We start from the raw sequence: 17,628 nt of genomic DNA on the forward strand, positions 1-17,628 counted from the left end.
ATGGGAAAGATCTTTATATGAAAATAATCAATACTTCTCCAATTACCTTGTCTAATAGTAAATGCTGTCATACCAATAAAAATAGGGCTGTATTCCTACTTTCGAAAAATAAAAAGATAGATTCAAAAAGTTGTTACATAAGTTTACAGTGGTGGCTGTCTTTGATTATTACAAAATTTATTTTTTAATCTATCATCAGAATCTTAATGAAATCTAATAGATGAAATTGATTTTGGATTTACTTGAAAGTTAGAAAATTTTAGCTATAAACTGATAAAAAATATTTATAATATTGATGAATGACCTACTCTATATTCTCCCCTTGAAATAAGAATAGAGAATACTGTTAAATAGGGAGATGTATATAGTGAAAATATTGTTAGCAACATATTGGCCCATTCCTCATTTGGGAGGAGTTTGGAGTTATATGCAACAGCTTAGTAAGAGATTAGAAATGCTTGGACATGAAGTGGATATACTTGGTTATGATGAGGATAACCTGAATATTTGTATGTTAAATACTGGTGAAAAGGTAGAGAGAGATAAATTAATACCTTTATTACACGCGAAATTGAACAAACAAAACTATCCAGAACTTTATGAGAACCTTTTAGTTGAATACACAGAGTTTCAACGTTACGTTTTTGAATTAGGTACAGCATATTTTGGATTAAAAAAATACGATATAATCCACACTCAAGATGTAATTTCAACTGCTTGTATGGATAGAATTCGACCCCGAAATATACCCTTGGTAGCGACTTTGCATGGATCAGTAGCACATGAAATTCAACACCAATTAACGACTATTCATAAGTCTTCAAATTCTTACATGGCAAGCGACTACTATAATGAATTAGAAAAAATTGGAGCAACCTCCTCCGACATTACTATTGTAGCTAACAATTGGTTGAAAAATATTTTGATAGATGAGTTTAATGTGTCAAAAGAACAGGTTAAAGTTCTTCATTATGGATTTGATACCGAAAACTTTTTGAAGCAAATGAACGTAAAGTCACTTATTTCAGCTCCAGAAGATAAAAAAGTCATAATTTATACGGGAAGGTTGACAGAACTGAAAGGTGTTCACCACCTTCTTACAGCACTTAGTAGGTTAAAAAAACTTCGACAAGATTGGGTGTGTTGGATAGTTGGAACTGGTCCTGAAGAAACAAAACTACGTGCTAGAAGAAAATCGCTTGGTTTGGAAGACTACGTTTATTTTTTAGGGAAACGTGATGATATCCCCTCTCTGTTAGGGAAATCCGATATATTTGTGCTTCCGACCATGTTAGATAATCAGCCTTTATCACTTATAGAAGCGCAAATAGCGGGGAAGGCGACTATTGTTAGTAATGTAGGTGGACTCCCTGAAATGGTTGAACATAACGTAACAGGCTTGTTAATTCCTCCAGAAAATCCTTATAAATTGTACAGAAACTTGTATTTATTATTAAATAACGGATATCTACGAAGAAGCTTGGGATCCAAAGCGAAAAGATGGGGAATGAAACATTGGTCTATGGATAGTGGGGTAAAGAGTTTATTGGGAATTTATGAAGAAGCCATTTCAATCAGGAAGAAGGCTAAAAAAAATGGCCAAGTTACCTAAAGTCATGAAAGTTTTGAACACCTCATCGTCCCCAAAAGAAAAAATAATTAGAAAGAAGATATGGAATCGAATATTTAAAAATTCTACCCAAAAAAGGAGTCACTCAATAGATGATAACTTTATAGAGGAACAAATAAAAATAGATGAAGTTGTATGGGAGCAGATAACGCATTCATTACCTGTAAGGTATATCCTTCCTAACCCAGTTTCTATAGAACTCTTGGCATCTATGAAAGCTAACTCCTATGATTACTTATTTCACAATCACTTCCCAACTCCTCACATGCATGTAGATAGACTTTTTTGGAATAAAATAGTGAAGAATTTACCGAAGGGATATTTACTACCAACCCCACTTTTTAAAAAAATTATTAAACCAATGAACAGTAGGTAAATTGAATTTTAGAGAGAATTAAAAAAATCTTCCTAATATTTATATACTTCCTAACCCCCCAGTCTAATATTCTCCTACACCCTCATGATGACACTGACTCTCCATATGAATAAATGATTTTTATTTGTCGCATAAGAAATCTTTCTTTATAGAAACTAATCTTTTGTCGGCACATGTCCCATAAGTATCCTGTTGTTCTGCATATAGTATGGAAAAGTGAGAAGGGGATTAATGATGAAAATAATCGTTTCAGGTGGAGCTGGCTTTATTGGTTCTCACCTTGTTGATGAACTTATCTCAAAAGGAATGGATGTTCATATTCTGGATAATTTAGTGACGGGACAAATAGAATATGTAAATCCACAAGCTCATATGTATGTTGTAGATATATGTAGCGAAGAGGCAAGAAAGATTATTATGGAAGTTCGACCAGATGCCGTTTTCCATTTAGCTGCACAAGCAGATGTTGGAAAATCTGTTCAATATCCAAAACATGATGCAGATATAAATATTATTGGCACGATTAACATACTTGAAGCTTGTCACAAAGCGAAAGTAAAGAAATTTATTTTTGCCAGCACATCCGCGGTATACGGAAATTTAAACAAAGAAATTCTTTCAGAAGATGAGGTGACGATTCCCGCTTCCTATTATGGTTTGTCTAAGTTGACTGCAGAGTCATACATAAGGCTTTTTTATGAGCTTTATCGACAACCCTATACTATATTGAGATATGCAAACGTATATGGGCCAAGGCAAAAACCAAAAGGGGAGGGGGGGGTTGTATCGGTTTTTTTCGATCGTATTAAAAATGGTGGAAATATTAATGTTCATGGAGATGGAAAACAAACGAGAGATTTCATTTACGTAAAGGATATTATTTCAGCTAATCTTGCAGCATTAACTTATGGTAGTCAAGAAACTATACAAATTAGCACCTCTCAGAAAACATCAATTAATGAAATATTATCCTTCATTACAGACATTCATGGAATTAAAGTAGTGAGAGATTTCTCAGCTCCCCGAGAAGGAGATATTAAACACAGTTGTCTTTGCAATAAAAAAGCACAACATCACCTAAAGTGGAAGCCCATTTACAGCATTGAGGATGGGTTAAAGGAGACTTATGCTTTTCATATAGCATCAGAGAGTAATACAAACAAGGAAAAAATTTATAATAAGTCCATAATTAGAAATCGAGTGGATAACTAAATGAAAAGAAAAGCGAGAATAATGATAACCGGCGCCAATGGTTTCACAGGTTTACATGCTTGCCAATATTTTAAAAAGGCAGGATATGACGTTATTGCTGTATCGAGAGAATTGCAGACAAACATTTTAGACGAACGAATTCATTTAGAACAATGTGATTTAACCGACAAACACCAAGTGAGGAACTTGATAAGAAAGGCTATTCCGGACCAAATACTTCATCTTGCTGGGCAAAATAATGTGCAAGATTCTTGGAATGAACCAATTACTTCACTCGAAGCAAATGCAATGTCCACTGCTTATATAATCGACTCAATCAGACAAGAAAACTTACCTTGCAAAATAATAATTGTCGGTTCGGCTCTTCAATTAGATTTAAGAAAGTCTTCTCTGTTCCAGGATCCATATAGCTTAAGTAAAACAATTCAAGTTTTAGTGGCGCAATCATGGGAATCTCTTTATGGAATGGATATAGTTATTGCAAAACCGTCCAATTTAATAGGACCTGGAGATTCTACAGGAGTATGCTCCATACTTGCTAAGAAAGTTGCAGAGATGGAATTGCGTGGTTCAGAGAGAGTACTCACGGTAAATAACTTATTTGTTCAAAGAGACTTCATTGACGTGAGAGATGCAATACGTGCATATGAAAAACTATTTGATATTGGAAAATCGGGAGAGATTTATGATATTTCATCTGGTAAGCCAAGGTTCCTAAAGGATATAACAGATGCATTACAAAACTTATCAATGGTTGACTTTAACATCCAAACTTTGCAGAATAATCATGAAAAAATAGAGGTGACAACACCTAAAAAGCTTTTAAATGCTGGATGGTCCCCCCTAATATCGTTTGAAAAATCACTGGAAGATATTTTGGTTTATCAACGGGAAAACCTCCATTAGAACTTTCTAAATGAACAACCATAAGATTATCGAAAAGAGAGGAAGGTCGTGAAGTCAGTCACGACCTTCCTCTTTTATAACTTTCGGTAATGATATAGCCCAAATCTATCCAAAGCACTCCGAAAACGATTGAAAACTGGTTTAGAGGGCTCTTGCGCTGTTACTTATTTTGTTAAATTTTAAACTTACTAACTAGAGCTTGTAAGTCCTCTGCCATGTTAGATAAGGAAGAGGCAGAAGAAGTAATCTCCTCCATCGAGGCTAACTGTTCTTCTGATGCAGAGGCTACATTTTGTGTATTTGAAGAAGCGTGTTCGGCGATATGAGCCATTTCTTCGAGAGAAGCATTTACTTCTTCCGCACTTGCAGACATTTCCTCAGAGATAGCAGAAACTTCTTGAATTTGAGCAGTAACTTGTTCAATAGATCTTAAAATCTTCTCAAATCCTTCTCCGGTTTCCCTTACTATTTGCATTCCAGTAGCAACCTCTTGAGTACCAACTTCCATAACATTCACTGCTTGATTTGTATCAACTTGTATTTTGTTAATTAACTCAGCTATTTGGTCAGCGGATTCTTTGGACTGTTCTGCGAGTTTTCTAACTTCATCTGCTACAACCGCAAACCCTTTGCCGTGTTCACCTGCACGAGCTGCTTCGATTGCTGCATTAAGAGCTAATAGATTCGTTTGATCTGCAATTCCTGTAATGACTCCAATAATGTTTCCGATTTCATTGGATAGATTTCCTAACCTTCTTATAACAGAAGCGGAATCTTCTACTGAAGTATTAATGGTGTTCATTTGATGAATTACTTTTTGAAGCGATTCGTTGCCTAAGTTAGCTTCCTTGTTTGTTTCAATTGCGGATTCTGAAACAGAAGAGGAAGTTTCGGCAACTTGTTGAATGCCAATAGTCATTTCTTGCATGGCAGTAGAGCACTCATTTGCACTTTGAACTTGTGTATCGGAACCACTTGCAATATCTTGAATAGAAAGTGCAATCTGATCGGTTGCCTGAGTTGTCTGTTCCGCACTTGCTGTTAATTCTTCTGCAGCAGAGGCTACATGAATAGAGTTTATGCTGACTTGTTCTATCAGCGTTCTAAGATTCATTGTCATGAGGTTAAAAGAACCGACTAATTCACCGATTTCATCTTTATTTTTCACAGATACTACATCGACAGAAAGATCTCCTTCTGCAATTTTTTTGGCCGAACTAGCTAAAGAAATGATAGGCTTCGAAATAAGACGTCCCATAAAAAGTGCAATAGTAATTCCTACTACCACTGCAATGATACCGAGGATTAAAACAAAGCTGATAGTCTTTTTAACCATTTCTGTATTATTAGCATTTCGTTCAACTAGTAAATTGTTTTGAAAGTTTGATAGTTTTGCTACTTCTTCATCAAATCTTTTTACAATGTCTTTCCCTTGTGTTGATAAAAGTGTTTCATACTCATCCCTTTTATTTTGTTTTTTTAGTTCAATAACCTGTTCAGAAAACTTTATATTCTCATGCTCAATCTGGTTAACTTCCTCTAACAATTTAATCGCTTCTGGAAGTTTAAACTTTGGTTTTAGAGATTCATATTTATTCTTGTAATCGGCAACGGCATTGGAGAAATCTTGTAAAGCTTCTTTATCCCCTGATATTACATACCCCCGCATGGCAACTACTTCTTGCTTTGCAGCTACTTGTAATTCCTTTATTTCAATTGCTTTCATAGCTTTATCGCTTATTAAATCGCTATACGAATCGTCTACTTCTGTAATTTGTATGTAACTAACAACAATTGTTATGATTAGTAATAATAGAACCGCTGAAAAGCTCCCAAGTAGCTTTTTGTTAATTGTCCATTTCAATGAGAACACTCCAATTATTTTTAGATTTTTTGTTTAATCAAACTTCTGCAAAGTAGTGAAAATCAAAATATCATTAATTTGATAGATATTAATGATTTTAAATCAAATAGACTAGGACGACAAAGAAAGTGATAAATATTAACTACTTCGTTTTTAAAGGAATTTTGGGCCTATTTCAGTATAGATAAGTTTACGTGTACTAACAAGAGATTTTTTAGAAAAAAACAACAATTTTCATTGAAATTCGTCAAAAAAATATAAAAAGTAGTCCTTAGAAACTATTTTTTATCTATTATTAAAATTAATATTTAATGCTATTTAATCAAAGGAGAAATATCCATGCACACATATACATACACACAACCACTATCAATAGAGTCAACACCAATGACTTCTGTCTATAACGAAGGAGTAGTTTACTTAACATTTCAAAGGTTTTACGCCGGTAAATTAACTAAATTTGCAGACAAGCTAATGGATTATCGATATTTTTTAAACTATCACGTATATAACACAAATAATGAGCTCATTTTCACATGTAAGAAAGTTTCACGAAAGGGGAGAGTCTACTATGAAGCTAAAAATCTTGTCGAACCGCAAACGTACATTGTTGCTTATGATAAATGGAAAGAACTAATTCCGGACCTAATGATTACAGACGGTAATTTGAAAATAAAACTACATAAGGAAATGGAGGGCTGGTCACGATTTACATATGACAACAAAGAAATTGCACGCTGGAAAGCGGAATTAAATGAGGAATTTTCAGTCCAGTTAGAAATAGAAGAAGACTCTCCGATTCAAAACGCAGCATTTTTTGTTGCGATTAGTCAATGTGCGTTGTTTGTAGGGGGATGAATTTAAAGTATTGCAAATATATAATCTAGAGTGATATGGTTAAAATTAGGTATAAAGAATTTTTTTGTCAAAGAAAAGAGGTTTGATAGTATGAATAGTACAGCTATGCTAAAAATGACTTTATCAATGGCTATTTTCGGTTCTATTGGTTTTTTTACGGGAAAGACAGGAATTCCAGCAATAGAGTTAGTTTTTGTTCGTTGTATTTGTGCTACGCTTTTCTTGGGCTTTTGTTGGTTCATCACGGGTCAACATAAAGTAGAGGCTTGGCGAAAACGAGAAGTTATACAAACGATGATATGCGGAGTTTTTTTAGTGTTAAATTGGGTATTTTTATTTAAAGCATTTGAAGAAATGTCGATAACAATTGCCATTTCTATTTATAATTTAGCACCTATTTTTGTATTAATATTAGGAAGCTTGTTTTTAAAAGATAAAATGACTGTGAAATCCTTACTTGCAATTGTAGTGTGCTTTCTAGGAAGTATATTTATTATCGGAATTCAAAACTTCACCTCGCTTACAGAATTTTTCGGTTCAGGTTTTGTATGGGCTTTGTTGTCAGCTTTGTGCTATGCAATGACAATGCTACTCGGTAAAGGCGTTAACGGGCTAAGTGCTTATGCCATGACATTTGTGCAGACAACGATTGGTATTTTAATGCTCTTTCCATTTACGAGCTTTGAAGTGTTTCATGGATTAAGCATGTCGAATTGGCTTTACATATTAGGAACTGGCTTAATACATACAGGGTTTGTTTATTATTTATTTTTTGATAGTCTTCGGAAATTATCCACAGTTGTCATATCTGCTTTAGTTTTTGTTGATCCAGTTGTTGCAATATTACTTGATACAATGATTTTAGATTTTCGCCCATCTATTTTACAATCTGTAGGTATTCTGCTTATTTTCGGGGGAATTGTTTACACCTTAGTAAGACCTAATAAAAAATTAATTGTTTCTGAAGAGCTTTGAAAAAGCTTAGCACTAATTGTTAAAACCTAGGAGTCAATTTATATCATAGTCATTTTTATAGTTGCCTTTGATTTTAGAGTGTCCTTATTAAAATAAAGCCCATTGGATAAATGGTTCGAATCAAAAATAGATTCGAGCCATTTTTTTATATCTATTTAATTCTAGGTTTAAGTGTATGGATGAAAAGGAATAATAAATAAAAAAGTATACAGAGGAGGGATAACAAATGGAAAAATTGACTTTAAAAGAACAAGTATTACTTGCTTATTATATTTATAACTTTTTAGAGGAAACAGCAGCATCCATGCAGGAATTAGAAGATGTCCTAAAAAGCAGTTTAAAGGATGATTATGCAAAAAATGTAGAAGAACTGGAGAAAGAAGATCTGGTTAATAACTCGCAAGAAGATGGAAAAGAAAGGATTACAAATAAAGGTATAATGTATATGGACAACACTTTGCATATCCAGTCTGAAGCAACGGAAAGAAATAAATTATCGTATGTGAAAGATAGTCTTTTAATTAATGAGATGACTTTTTCAAACGAAAGGTTAAAAAAATATATCCATGAGCATTTGGAGATTGACTAAATAACTATAAACTAAAAAAGATAATGGCGTTTGATTACCTAATTGGTAATTAAACGTTTTTTTCTTGGAATCCGAACGAATTATCTAGTATTCTTATACTTTTTATGTTTTAAGCATAAAATGGAGGGCATTTCGATACAGTAGTTGAATATAGTGTAAATGATTTAAAGGAGGATATTATAGTGGAGAATTTTACAGAAACTGAGATAGTCGAGATGTTTAGGCGCACTATTAAAAAAGACTCAAATATACATAATGCATACCTGCTAGTCCATTCTGACAAGCAAAAGTTTCATCTGAAAATTGCGGAAGGTGAGACTGGTTCAATGTCCGCTCATGTTCAACAACCTTTTTTTATTGCAAGTATTAGTAAACTATTCACATCCACTCTTATAGCCCTTCTTGTAGAAGGTCGTAAAGTCTCTTATGATGATTTAATTAGTGAATATATCGAGGGCGAACTTTTATCGAATTTACATGTGTATAAAGGTAAAGAATATACACAAGAAATAAAAATTAAACAACTCCTTAATCATACTTCGGGGTTACAAGACCACTTCGAAGACAAACCTAAAGCGAAAAAGTCTCTACTAGATGAACTATTTGATGATCCAACTCGTGTTTGGACACCTAAAGAAGTTATATTGTGGTCAAAAGAAAATTTGCACTCACATTTTCCGCCAGGAAAAGGGTTTCATTATTCGGATACAGGCTATCATTTACTTGGATTAATAATAGAAAAAATTACTTCTATGCCCCTACATGAGGCTTTTCATCATTATATTTTTGAGCCTCTTCAAATGAATCACTCATATTTGTTTTGTCATCCAGAAACAGCAGAGAAAAATGAATTGCCTATCGCTCATTTGTTCGGAAGAAATAGGAATGTGACTGACTATGCTAGTTTAACAATCGCATCTTATGCTGGTGGCGGTATTGTTTCTACTTTAGAAGACTTATTAACATTTATGCGGAAATTATCACATGGTGACTTATTGAAAAATGAAAGTTTTGAAAGAATGAAAGATTGGTCAAAATTCTCATCTCTAGACTTTTTAGGGATTGATTACGGATATGGACTCGCTTCTTTTAAAATTATTCCCCTCATTATGCCAAAAAAGTATCGTGTTTTTGGTAATTTCGGTTCAACCGGTACATTTATGTTCTATCATCCCGAAATGGATATTTACTTTATTGGAGCTTTAAATCACTTTGGGTATGGGAGAAAAGGTATTAAAGTCATGTTTAAATCGCTAAATATCGTATTAAAAAGTATTGTATAATGCCCCCGTGGGAATGAGATACTACCTAAAAATACGTTTAACTTTAGTGTTTACACTAAGGTTTTTTATCGTGATGCCGAGATAATGTTATTCTATCATTATTTTACAAAATAAATAGTTAACTAACAATAAAGGGTAGACTTTCCTACGAAACATATATATAATTTTATTTATATTATTATTCAGAAAAATTAAAAAACAATAAATGGTGGTTTTTCAGCGTTTTAAATAGGTTAGAAAGGAGAATTGCATGATTTCTTTTGAGCAGGTAAATAAATATTACGGAGATTTTCAAGTTTTAAAAGATATTAATCTTTCGATACAAAATGGTGAGGTTGTAGTGGTCATTGGTCCATCTGGATCAGGAAAGAGTACACTGCTCAGATGTATCAACGGACTTGAAACAATTACGAATGGTACACTTGCTGTGAATAATATACCGGTCAATGACAAGAAAACAGATATTAATAAACTGCGACGTAATATTGGAATGGTTTTTCAACATTTCAACTTATATCCTCATAAAACGGTTCTTGAAAATATTACTCTTGCACCAATAAATGTGTTAAAGCAGTCAGCTGATGAAGCAAAAAAGACGGCAATGTATTACTTAGAAAAGGTAGGCATACCTGACAAAGCATCGTCTTTTCCTTCTCAGCTATCTGGTGGGCAACAACAGCGTGTTGCTATTGCAAGAGGGCTTGCTATGAAACCTGATATTATGCTTTTTGATGAACCTACTTCAGCGCTTGATCCGGAAATGGTAGGGGAAGTATTGGATGTAATGAAAGCACTCGCTAAAGAGGGAATGACGATGGTTGTCGTTACACACGAAATGGGATTTGCTAAAGAAGTTGGAGACCGAATTGTATTTATGGATCAAGGGAAAATTTTAGAAGAAGAAATGCCGGTAGAGTTTTTCGAAAACCCAAAAGAAGAACGGGCGAAAGTATTTCTCAGCCGTATTTTAAATCACTAATAAAAATAAAGGAGATGTATGAATGTTAAAGTTAAAAAAGTTTTTTAGATTAGTAGTATTATCACTAATCTCTATTTTGTTCTTAGTGGCTTGTAATTCAAATGATGAAGGAAAAAGTTCTGAAAAGTCAACAGGAGATGGCGGTTTAGCAGCAATTAAAGAAAGGGACAAGATTACTTTTGGAGTAAAATTCGACACTAAGTTATTTGGTTTGAAGAATCCATCAACAGGTGAAGTAGAAGGATTTGATATTGACATTGCAAAGCAATTAGCAAAAGAAATTTTTGGTGATGAAAATAAAATTGAACTTGTAGAAGTTACATCAAAAACTAGAATCCCACTATTAAATAAGGGGGATATTGATGCAATTATTGCTACAATGACCATTACAGAGGAACGTAGAAAAGAAGTAGACTTCACAGAAGTTTACTTTGAAGCAGGTCAATCTTTACTAGTTAAAAAAGGAAGTGCAATTAAAAGTATTGATGATTTAACTAAGGATACAACTGTGCTTGCTGTGAAAGGTTCAACTTCTACGGATAATATACGCAAAGCAGCACCAGATGCACAAGTATTAGAGTTTGAAAACTATGCTGAAGCCTTTACAGCTCTAAAAGCTGGAAAGGGTGATACATTGACAACAGACAACTCCATTCTTTTAGGGATGGCTTCAGAGGATGACTCCTTTGAATTAGTTGGAGGTACTTTTACAGATGAACCATATGGAATTGCTGTTAAAAAAGGAAATACGGAATTTTTAGATGCACTTAACAAAGCACTGGAGACGTTAAAATCAAACGGAGAATTCGACAAAATTTACAACAAATGGTTTGATAAATAAAATAAAATTTGTTTGAAATTTTATTTATTCAGGGTGGGCAGTGATTGCTCATCCTGAATAAGTTAAGTGGGGTGAAACAAATGTTGGATTTTACTATTTTAGTTAATCATTTCGACATGTATTGGGAAGGCTTGAAAATTACGATTATTGCAAGTCTAATTGCATTAATTGCAAGTTTTATTATTGGAGCAATTGTTGCCGTTATGAGAATCACTCCAATAGCGCTGCTGCGCTGGTTCGGAACTGTATATGTAGAGTTTTTCCGTAACATTCCACTAGTTATCATAGCTTTTTTCTTCTATATTGGAACTCCTGCTCTCGGTATAAAATTTTCTGGACTTGAAGCGGGAGCCATAGCGCTTTCCATCTATACGTCAGCTTTCATTGCAGAAGCCATTCGCTCAGGTATTTTATCAGTGTCAAAAGGACAAATGGAGGCTGCAAGGTCTTCGGGTTTAACGTATATTCAAACAATGAGATTAATCATATTGCCCCAAGCAATTAAAATTGTAATTCCTCCAATTGGCAACCAATTTATTAATTTAGTTAAAAATTCTTCTATTCTAGCGCTTATAGCGGGTACTGATCTTATGTATCAAGCAGATCTCATTTCTGCTAAAACATATGTTGTATTTGATGTATACATATTTGTTGCATTATTCTATTTAGTGCTCACTGTTCCATTAAGTTTAGGTGTAGGATACCTTGAGAAACGTCTTGCTAATAGTTATTAAGGAGGTGTCATAATGGACTTTATAGGTGCATATTCGCCACATAATTTAATGTTTCTTTTGGAAGGTTTTTATATAACATTAAAGGTTGCACTCATTTCAATTATCCTTAGTTTTATCCTAGGTGGATTAGTTGGAACTTTGCGATTTGCAAAAATTCCTATTCTATCAAAAATAATGGCTGTTATTGTAGAAACAATACGTAACTTGCCACTTTTGCTAATTATATTGTTTACTTATTTTGCACTTCCAGAGATAGGTATTAACCTAAGTATTACTATTTCCGCTATTGTGGCCCTAACTGTTTTTGAATCAGCTATGCTTGCAGAAATTGTTCGTGGTGGATTAAATTCCATTGAAAAAGGACAAATGGAAGCAGCTCGTTCTTCTGGTCTTTCCTACGTTCAGGCGTTAAGGTTTATCATTTTACCACAAGCGCTTCGAAGAATGGTGCCGAATCTTGTTAGTCAATTTATTTCACTGCTTAAAGATACTTCTTTAGCGGTTGTGATAGCACTTCCTGAATTGCTTCATAATGCAAAAATTATTCAAGCGCAGGAAACAAAGTATGTAATTCCGATTTTCTTATTAATCGCACTAATGTATTTCATCGTCAATTATGCTTTGTCACTTATTGCAAGAAGACTAGAGATTAAGAATGCATAAAAAATTAGTAGACATGTATATTCTCTTAGTAAATACGTTTTGGGTTATTACTAATTTAAAGTATTTTATCAAATATTGCAGTGTGAACGAGTTTGTTCGCGCTGTTTTTATATGGTAAGATTCATTTTATTGAAATTCAATTGGCAAAGAGGGAATATAGATGGCGATTAAAAAGAAGAAGGATTTAGGAGGAAAGCTTAGTTTATTTCACTTGACCTGGCCAATTTTTCTAGAAGTATTTTTGTTTATGTTAATGGGGATAGCAGATACGTTTATGCTCAGTGCATTGTCTGATGATGCAGTATCGGGTGTCGGAGCAGCAAACCAATACATTCATATAGCAATATTAATATTAGAAGTAGTCGGAAATGGAGCTGCGATTGTTGTTTCGCAGTATTTAGGTTCAAAGCGATATGTAGAAGCGTCGAAAATTTCAGGATTAGCAGTGACGTTAAATTTAGGAGTTGGAATTGTACTAAGTATTGGCTTTATATTATTTTCTAAAAGTATGATGACCGCTATGAATTTACAGGCCGATGTATTACTTTTTGCGTATAAATACTTGTCGATTGTAGGCGGAGCTATTTTCCTGCAAGCCGTAATTAACGCTTTAGCGGCTATTATTCGTGTACATGGCTATACAAAGCAGACGATGTTTGTTTCGTTAGGCATGAATATTATTCATGTTTTAGGGAATTATATGTTGATTTTTGGAAAGTTTGGTTTCCCAGAACTAGGAGTTCAAGGAGCTGCGATTTCTTCAGTTGTTAGCAGAGCTATCGCACTTATCGTTTTCTTTTGGTTGCTTTATCAAGTGATGGAGTATCGTGTAAAAGTGTACTATTATTTCACGGTGTCAAAAGAGTACATTCAAAAGATTTTAAAAATTGGATTGCCATCTGCATTTGAACAAATTTTGTATCAAGGCTGTCAAATTGTATTCCTGTACTATGTAACTTATCTAGGAGCAGAGTCATTGGCTGCAAGGCAATATGCAGTTAATATATCAATGTTTACGTATTTATTTGCAATTGCGATAGGAATGGGCACTGCAATCATTGTTGGCAGGTTTGTAGGCGCTAACGAGAAAGATGAAGCATATAAATCTGTTTGGTCAAGTTTGAAATGGGCACTTCTCTTCACGTTATTGATGGTCACGATAGTTATGATTTTCCGAATTGGGTTAATGAGTTTATTTACAGATAATGAACAAATAATAAAAATTGGAGCATCTGTATTAATCCTAAGTATACTTCTTGAAACGGGACGGACCATGAATATTGTGATTATTAATTCATTGCGTGCTGCAGGAGATGCTAGCTTTCCCGTAGTGATAGGTGCTTTGTCGATGGTTATGATGAGTTTACCTTTAGGTTATTTTCTGGTTTTTAAATTGGACTTAGGACTACCTGGTATTTGGCTGGCAATCGCCACCGACGAATGGACACGTGCCACAATCATGTATTTCAGATGGAAAAGTCGAAGGTGGGAGAGATTCGCCCTCGTGCATCCTCAGGAAAATGAGAAAAGATCAAGTGAAAGCCGATCGTTATAAACGATGCGGCTTTCCTTGATCTTTTTCATTAGTATAAGCATCTGAATCAGATATAGGATGGAACTTCAATCTTTAATTTTTTCAACTGCTCAATCGCTTTTTTCAATATCTCCACGTCTTGTACGAGGGCTACTCGAACGAAGCCAGCGCCTGCTGAACCAAACACAGTTCCAGGGACCATGACGACACCTGTTTGATCAATTGCTTCAAAGACAAAATCTTTATCTATCATGTCATATGGGTACTTTGCCCATACAAACATACCACCGTTTGAAGGAGTTACTGTCCAACCAATACTTTCCAGACCTTCGGATAATACTTTATGTCGCTCTGCAAATATTTTACGTAAACGTTCTGTGATTTCTTCCGCATTATTTAGTGCGGTTATCCCTGCTTCTTGGATAGGTCCGAAAATCCCAAAATCCAAATTTGATTTTAGTTGCTTCATAATATCTATCATTTTTGCATTTCCAACTATATATGCAATGCGAGTACCTGCAAGACTAAAACTTTTTGATAAAGAGTTAATCTCCATTCCAACCTCCATGGCTCCAGGTGTAGCTAGGAAGGTACAAGGAGCATTGCCAGAAAAGTAGAATTCGGAATAAGCAGCATCATGTAGAATAATGACATTATATTTATTTGCGAATGCAACCACCTTTTCAAAAAAAGCTGAGTCTGGCATTGCTGGAACAGGGTTTCCAGGCAAGTTTAATATCATTATTTTCGATTTATAAGCTACTTCAGCAGGTATCGAATCTAAGTCAGGTAAAAAATTATTTTCTTCTAATAGATTCATATAATATGGAACTGCTCCAGCTAGTTTAATACCGGCGTCATATGCAACATATCCTGGATTTGTCGTTAACACGTAATCTCCTTCATTACAAAATGCAATAGGTAGATGGACAAGACCTTCTTGGGATCCCATGGTCTGTAAAATCTCAGTTTGTGGATCAAGGATAACATTAGTACGCCGTTTATAATAATCTGCCACCGCTTCATAAAAACGTTTCGTGCCGCTAAGTGTATAGCCATATGTTGTTGATGAGTAGCTTTGTTCCGATAATACCTTTCTTGCTTTTTCATCGGGTGGCAGATCAGGGCTACCTAAGCTTAAATCATATAGTTCAAAACCTGCTGCTTTTTTAGCTGCGGCTGCTGCTTTTAAATCACCGAAAATAGCAGGTTCAAATATAGACATTTTTCTAGATGGTTCGATAATCAATTAAAAGCACTCCTCGCTAGCAAAATAAATTTATCATTTATTCTATCACAAATAAAACTAATATTGCGAAAAATATCAAATGCAATATATTAGATGTTATGACTATTTTGTGAATAGTGAATAACCCCAATAAATACATATGATCCAGAGGAAAATAATAATAGTGCCAGCTATCCAATTATTCTTTTTCACTTTCTCCGATTCTTCCGCTAATAATCGACATTCTAACAGTATCTGGTCAGGTATCAGTTTTAAAATAATTGTAATAGCTAAAGGAATGAGAATAATATCATCTAAATAACCAAGAACAGGAATGAAATCAGGAATTAAGTCAATTGGACTGAATGCATATGCAACAACTAATATAGAAATTAGTTTTATATAAAGAGGTAACTTTGGATGTTTATATGCCTCCACTAATACAAAAATGTCTTGTTTTATCTTTTTTGCATGTGCTTTTATGTTAGCAATCACTCTATAATCTCCTTATATCATTATAAAACAAGTATACATATTGTTCGATTCTCATGTAAAAGTTGAGCTAATTAATAGTTAAAGGTCGCAACCAAAAATTCAATGAGATTTGGTTAAAAAATGCAATGAATGAGTATAATTTGTAATGAAGGAAGACAATAATATTACAAATGCTATCAACTTAACTATTGCATATGCCATCGGATTAATAAAAATAGGTATTGGGAGGAATTATCCTGACAAACATTGGAGTACCAGGTTTAGTAATTATTTTAGTTATCGCTTTAATTGTCTTTGGTCCTGCAAAACTACCTCAGTTAGGAAAAGCTGCCGGTGAAACGTTAAGAGAATTCAAAAAGTCAACAAAGGATATTGTTGACAACGTAACAGAGGATTTTAAAAAAGAAGATAAAGATAAATAAAAAAAGCCGACAATAATCGGCTTTTTTTTATTAAGGTGAAAAAATAAAAATCGCTTTAGTAGACGTGGAATCCCTTAGCGATATAGCGAGTTGCTAAGGGATTCCCCCCACTTATTTATTTAAAAAGGACAATGGAATGGTCGGTTGTGCTCCCATTTGAGTAACAACGAATGCAGCAACTTCGGATGCATATAGGATACTCTCTTTCAAGGAGTGTCCTTTACATAACCCTACAGCTAACGCCCCGTTAAATGCATCGCCAGCCCCAGTAGTATCTTTTGCATCTACTCGATTTGGTTGTATACGGCCATGTTCATGCCTATTCATATAATACGCACCTTTTCCCCCTAAAGTAACAACTACTGCTCCAACCCCTTTTTGGAGTAATGAGGAGCATGCTTGATAAAGATCTGCATCGGTTTCGGTTTTCAGCCCAGTTAATACTTCTAATTCTGTTTCATTTGGCGTTAATATGGAAACTTTACTTAATAAAGAATCGCTAATTTCTTGTGCAGGAGCAGGATTTAATATAATTGGTATACCTTTTTGTGCGGCAATATTAGCTGCAAGCTCTACTGCTGGCATTGGAATCTCCAATTGTAGAAGTAGAGCATTACTCGCTTCTATTTTATCTCTCTCAGATTGAATCTGTTCGGTTGTCACAAGAAAATTTGCTCCAGCAAATAGTACAATCGAATTTTCCCCTGAATCTGCTACTTGAATTATCGCTTGACCAGTTAATCCAACTTTCTTGATAGCTGCAGTATTTACTCTTTTAGTTTGTAGGTTTTGCAAGGCTTGATCACCGAAAACATCTACTCCCACATTCCCTATAAAGTTAACATCTGCTCCTAATTGCCCAGCAGTTACTGCTTGGTTTGCTCCTTTTCCCCCAAAAAATACATCATGATTTGTACTGTGTAATGTTTCTCCTGCTTTTACAATATGGGGAACTCGATACACAAGATCCATATTGATGCTCCCTACGACGGCTATATTCATGAATTATTTTGCTCCTTTCCATATGAGCTATTGCAAG

At 34.3% G+C, this 17,628-nt stretch carries 18 protein-coding genes; 14 read left to right on the forward strand and 4 right to left on the reverse strand.

Features of this window, described 5'->3' with window-relative positions; genetic code table 11:
• Positions 1-358: 358 nt before the first annotated feature.
• From ACFVR1_RS08235 to ACFVR1_RS08250, 4 genes are all read left to right on the forward strand, one after another.
• A complete protein-coding gene (locus ACFVR1_RS08235; RefSeq protein ID WP_387582824.1) occupies positions 359-1,612 on the forward strand; it encodes a glycosyltransferase family 4 protein in 1,254 nt (417 codons plus the stop codon).
• Entirely contained in the window at positions 1,557-2,006 is a 450-nt protein-coding gene (locus tag ACFVR1_RS08240) for a hypothetical protein (protein ID WP_387582827.1), read from the forward strand. The genes ACFVR1_RS08235 and ACFVR1_RS08240 overlap by 56 nt, the downstream gene beginning before the upstream one ends.
• 234 nt (positions 2,007-2,240) lie before the next feature.
• Positions 2,241-3,218, forward strand: a complete 978-nt coding sequence (locus ACFVR1_RS08245; protein WP_387583298.1) for an NAD-dependent epimerase/dehydratase family protein — start codon at positions 2,241-2,243, stop codon at positions 3,216-3,218.
• Positions 3,219-4,124: an NAD-dependent epimerase/dehydratase family protein gene (locus ACFVR1_RS08250; protein ID WP_387582829.1), complete on the forward strand. Its 906-nt coding sequence runs from the start codon at positions 3,219-3,221 to the stop codon at positions 4,122-4,124.
• Between the two features lie 172 nt (positions 4,125-4,296).
• Here ACFVR1_RS08250 and ACFVR1_RS08255 read toward each other — a convergent pair whose 3' ends face one another.
• A complete protein-coding gene (locus ACFVR1_RS08255; protein WP_387582832.1) occupies positions 4,297-5,997 on the reverse strand; it encodes a methyl-accepting chemotaxis protein in 1,701 nt (566 codons plus the stop codon).
• Between the two features lie 330 nt (positions 5,998-6,327).
• Between ACFVR1_RS08255 and ACFVR1_RS08260 the strand changes: the two genes are divergently transcribed.
• The 9 genes from ACFVR1_RS08260 to ACFVR1_RS08300 all read left to right on the forward strand — a co-directional run bounded on the left by ACFVR1_RS08260 (position 6,328) and on the right by ACFVR1_RS08300 (position 14,465).
• Positions 6,328-6,846, forward strand: coding sequence for a tubby C-terminal domain-like protein (locus ACFVR1_RS08260; RefSeq protein WP_387582834.1), 519 nt, complete (start codon positions 6,328-6,330; stop codon positions 6,844-6,846).
• 90 nt (positions 6,847-6,936) lie between these two features.
• Positions 6,937-7,821: a DMT family transporter gene (locus ACFVR1_RS08265; protein WP_387582836.1), complete on the forward strand. Its 885-nt coding sequence runs from the start codon at positions 6,937-6,939 to the stop codon at positions 7,819-7,821.
• 226 nt (positions 7,822-8,047) lie between these two features.
• Positions 8,048-8,410 (forward strand): hypothetical protein, encoded by a 363-nt coding sequence (locus tag ACFVR1_RS08270; RefSeq protein WP_387582839.1) that lies wholly within the window; start codon positions 8,048-8,050, stop codon positions 8,408-8,410.
• A gap of 182 nt (positions 8,411-8,592) precedes the next feature.
• On the forward strand, positions 8,593-9,693 hold the full coding sequence (locus tag ACFVR1_RS08275; RefSeq protein ID WP_387582842.1) for a serine hydrolase domain-containing protein: 1,101 nt from the start codon (positions 8,593-8,595) through the stop codon (positions 9,691-9,693).
• Positions 9,694-9,943: 250 nt separating this feature from the next.
• Positions 9,944-10,672, forward strand: a complete 729-nt coding sequence (locus tag ACFVR1_RS08280; protein ID WP_387582844.1) for an amino acid ABC transporter ATP-binding protein — start codon at positions 9,944-9,946, stop codon at positions 10,670-10,672.
• Between the two features lie 22 nt (positions 10,673-10,694).
• Positions 10,695-11,513, forward strand: a complete 819-nt coding sequence (locus ACFVR1_RS08285; protein ID WP_387582847.1) for a transporter substrate-binding domain-containing protein — start codon at positions 10,695-10,697, stop codon at positions 11,511-11,513.
• A gap of 80 nt (positions 11,514-11,593) precedes the next feature.
• Positions 11,594-12,247 (forward strand): amino acid ABC transporter permease, encoded by a 654-nt coding sequence (locus tag ACFVR1_RS08290; protein ID WP_387582850.1) that lies wholly within the window; start codon positions 11,594-11,596, stop codon positions 12,245-12,247.
• 12 nt (positions 12,248-12,259) lie between these two features.
• Positions 12,260-12,910, forward strand: a complete 651-nt coding sequence (locus tag ACFVR1_RS08295; RefSeq protein WP_387582853.1) for an amino acid ABC transporter permease — start codon at positions 12,260-12,262, stop codon at positions 12,908-12,910.
• A gap of 160 nt (positions 12,911-13,070) precedes the next feature.
• The gene (locus ACFVR1_RS08300; protein WP_387582856.1) at positions 13,071-14,465 is read left to right on the forward strand and encodes an MATE family efflux transporter; all 1,395 of its coding nucleotides are present in this window, start codon (positions 13,071-13,073) and stop codon (positions 14,463-14,465) included.
• 46 nt (positions 14,466-14,511) lie between these two features.
• Here ACFVR1_RS08300 and ACFVR1_RS08305 read toward each other — a convergent pair whose 3' ends face one another.
• Together ACFVR1_RS08305 and ACFVR1_RS08310 are read right to left on the reverse strand one after the other, a co-directional pair.
• A complete protein-coding gene (locus tag ACFVR1_RS08305; RefSeq protein ID WP_387582859.1) occupies positions 14,512-15,693 on the reverse strand; it encodes an aminotransferase class I/II-fold pyridoxal phosphate-dependent enzyme in 1,182 nt (393 codons plus the stop codon).
• A gap of 102 nt (positions 15,694-15,795) precedes the next feature.
• Positions 15,796-16,167 (reverse strand): YkvA family protein, encoded by a 372-nt coding sequence (locus ACFVR1_RS08310; RefSeq protein ID WP_387582861.1) that lies wholly within the window; start codon positions 16,165-16,167, stop codon positions 15,796-15,798.
• A gap of 233 nt (positions 16,168-16,400) precedes the next feature.
• On the opposite strand from ACFVR1_RS08310, the gene ACFVR1_RS08315 reads away from it, so the two are divergent.
• Positions 16,401-16,589: a twin-arginine translocase TatA/TatE family subunit gene (locus ACFVR1_RS08315; RefSeq protein ID WP_387583300.1), complete on the forward strand. Its 189-nt coding sequence runs from the start codon at positions 16,401-16,403 to the stop codon at positions 16,587-16,589.
• Between the two features lie 111 nt (positions 16,590-16,700).
• On the opposite strand, the gene rbsK is transcribed toward ACFVR1_RS08315, so the two are convergent.
• Complete coding sequence (rbsK, locus tag ACFVR1_RS08320; RefSeq protein WP_387582864.1) at positions 16,701-17,591, reverse strand: ribokinase; 891 nt, start codon at positions 17,589-17,591, stop codon at positions 16,701-16,703.
• Positions 17,592-17,628 lie beyond the last annotated feature (37 nt).

The sequence above is a fragment of the Psychrobacillus sp. NPDC058041 genome, from assembly GCF_042885655.1.
Classification (GTDB): domain Bacteria; phylum Bacillota; class Bacilli; order Bacillales_A; family Planococcaceae; genus Psychrobacillus.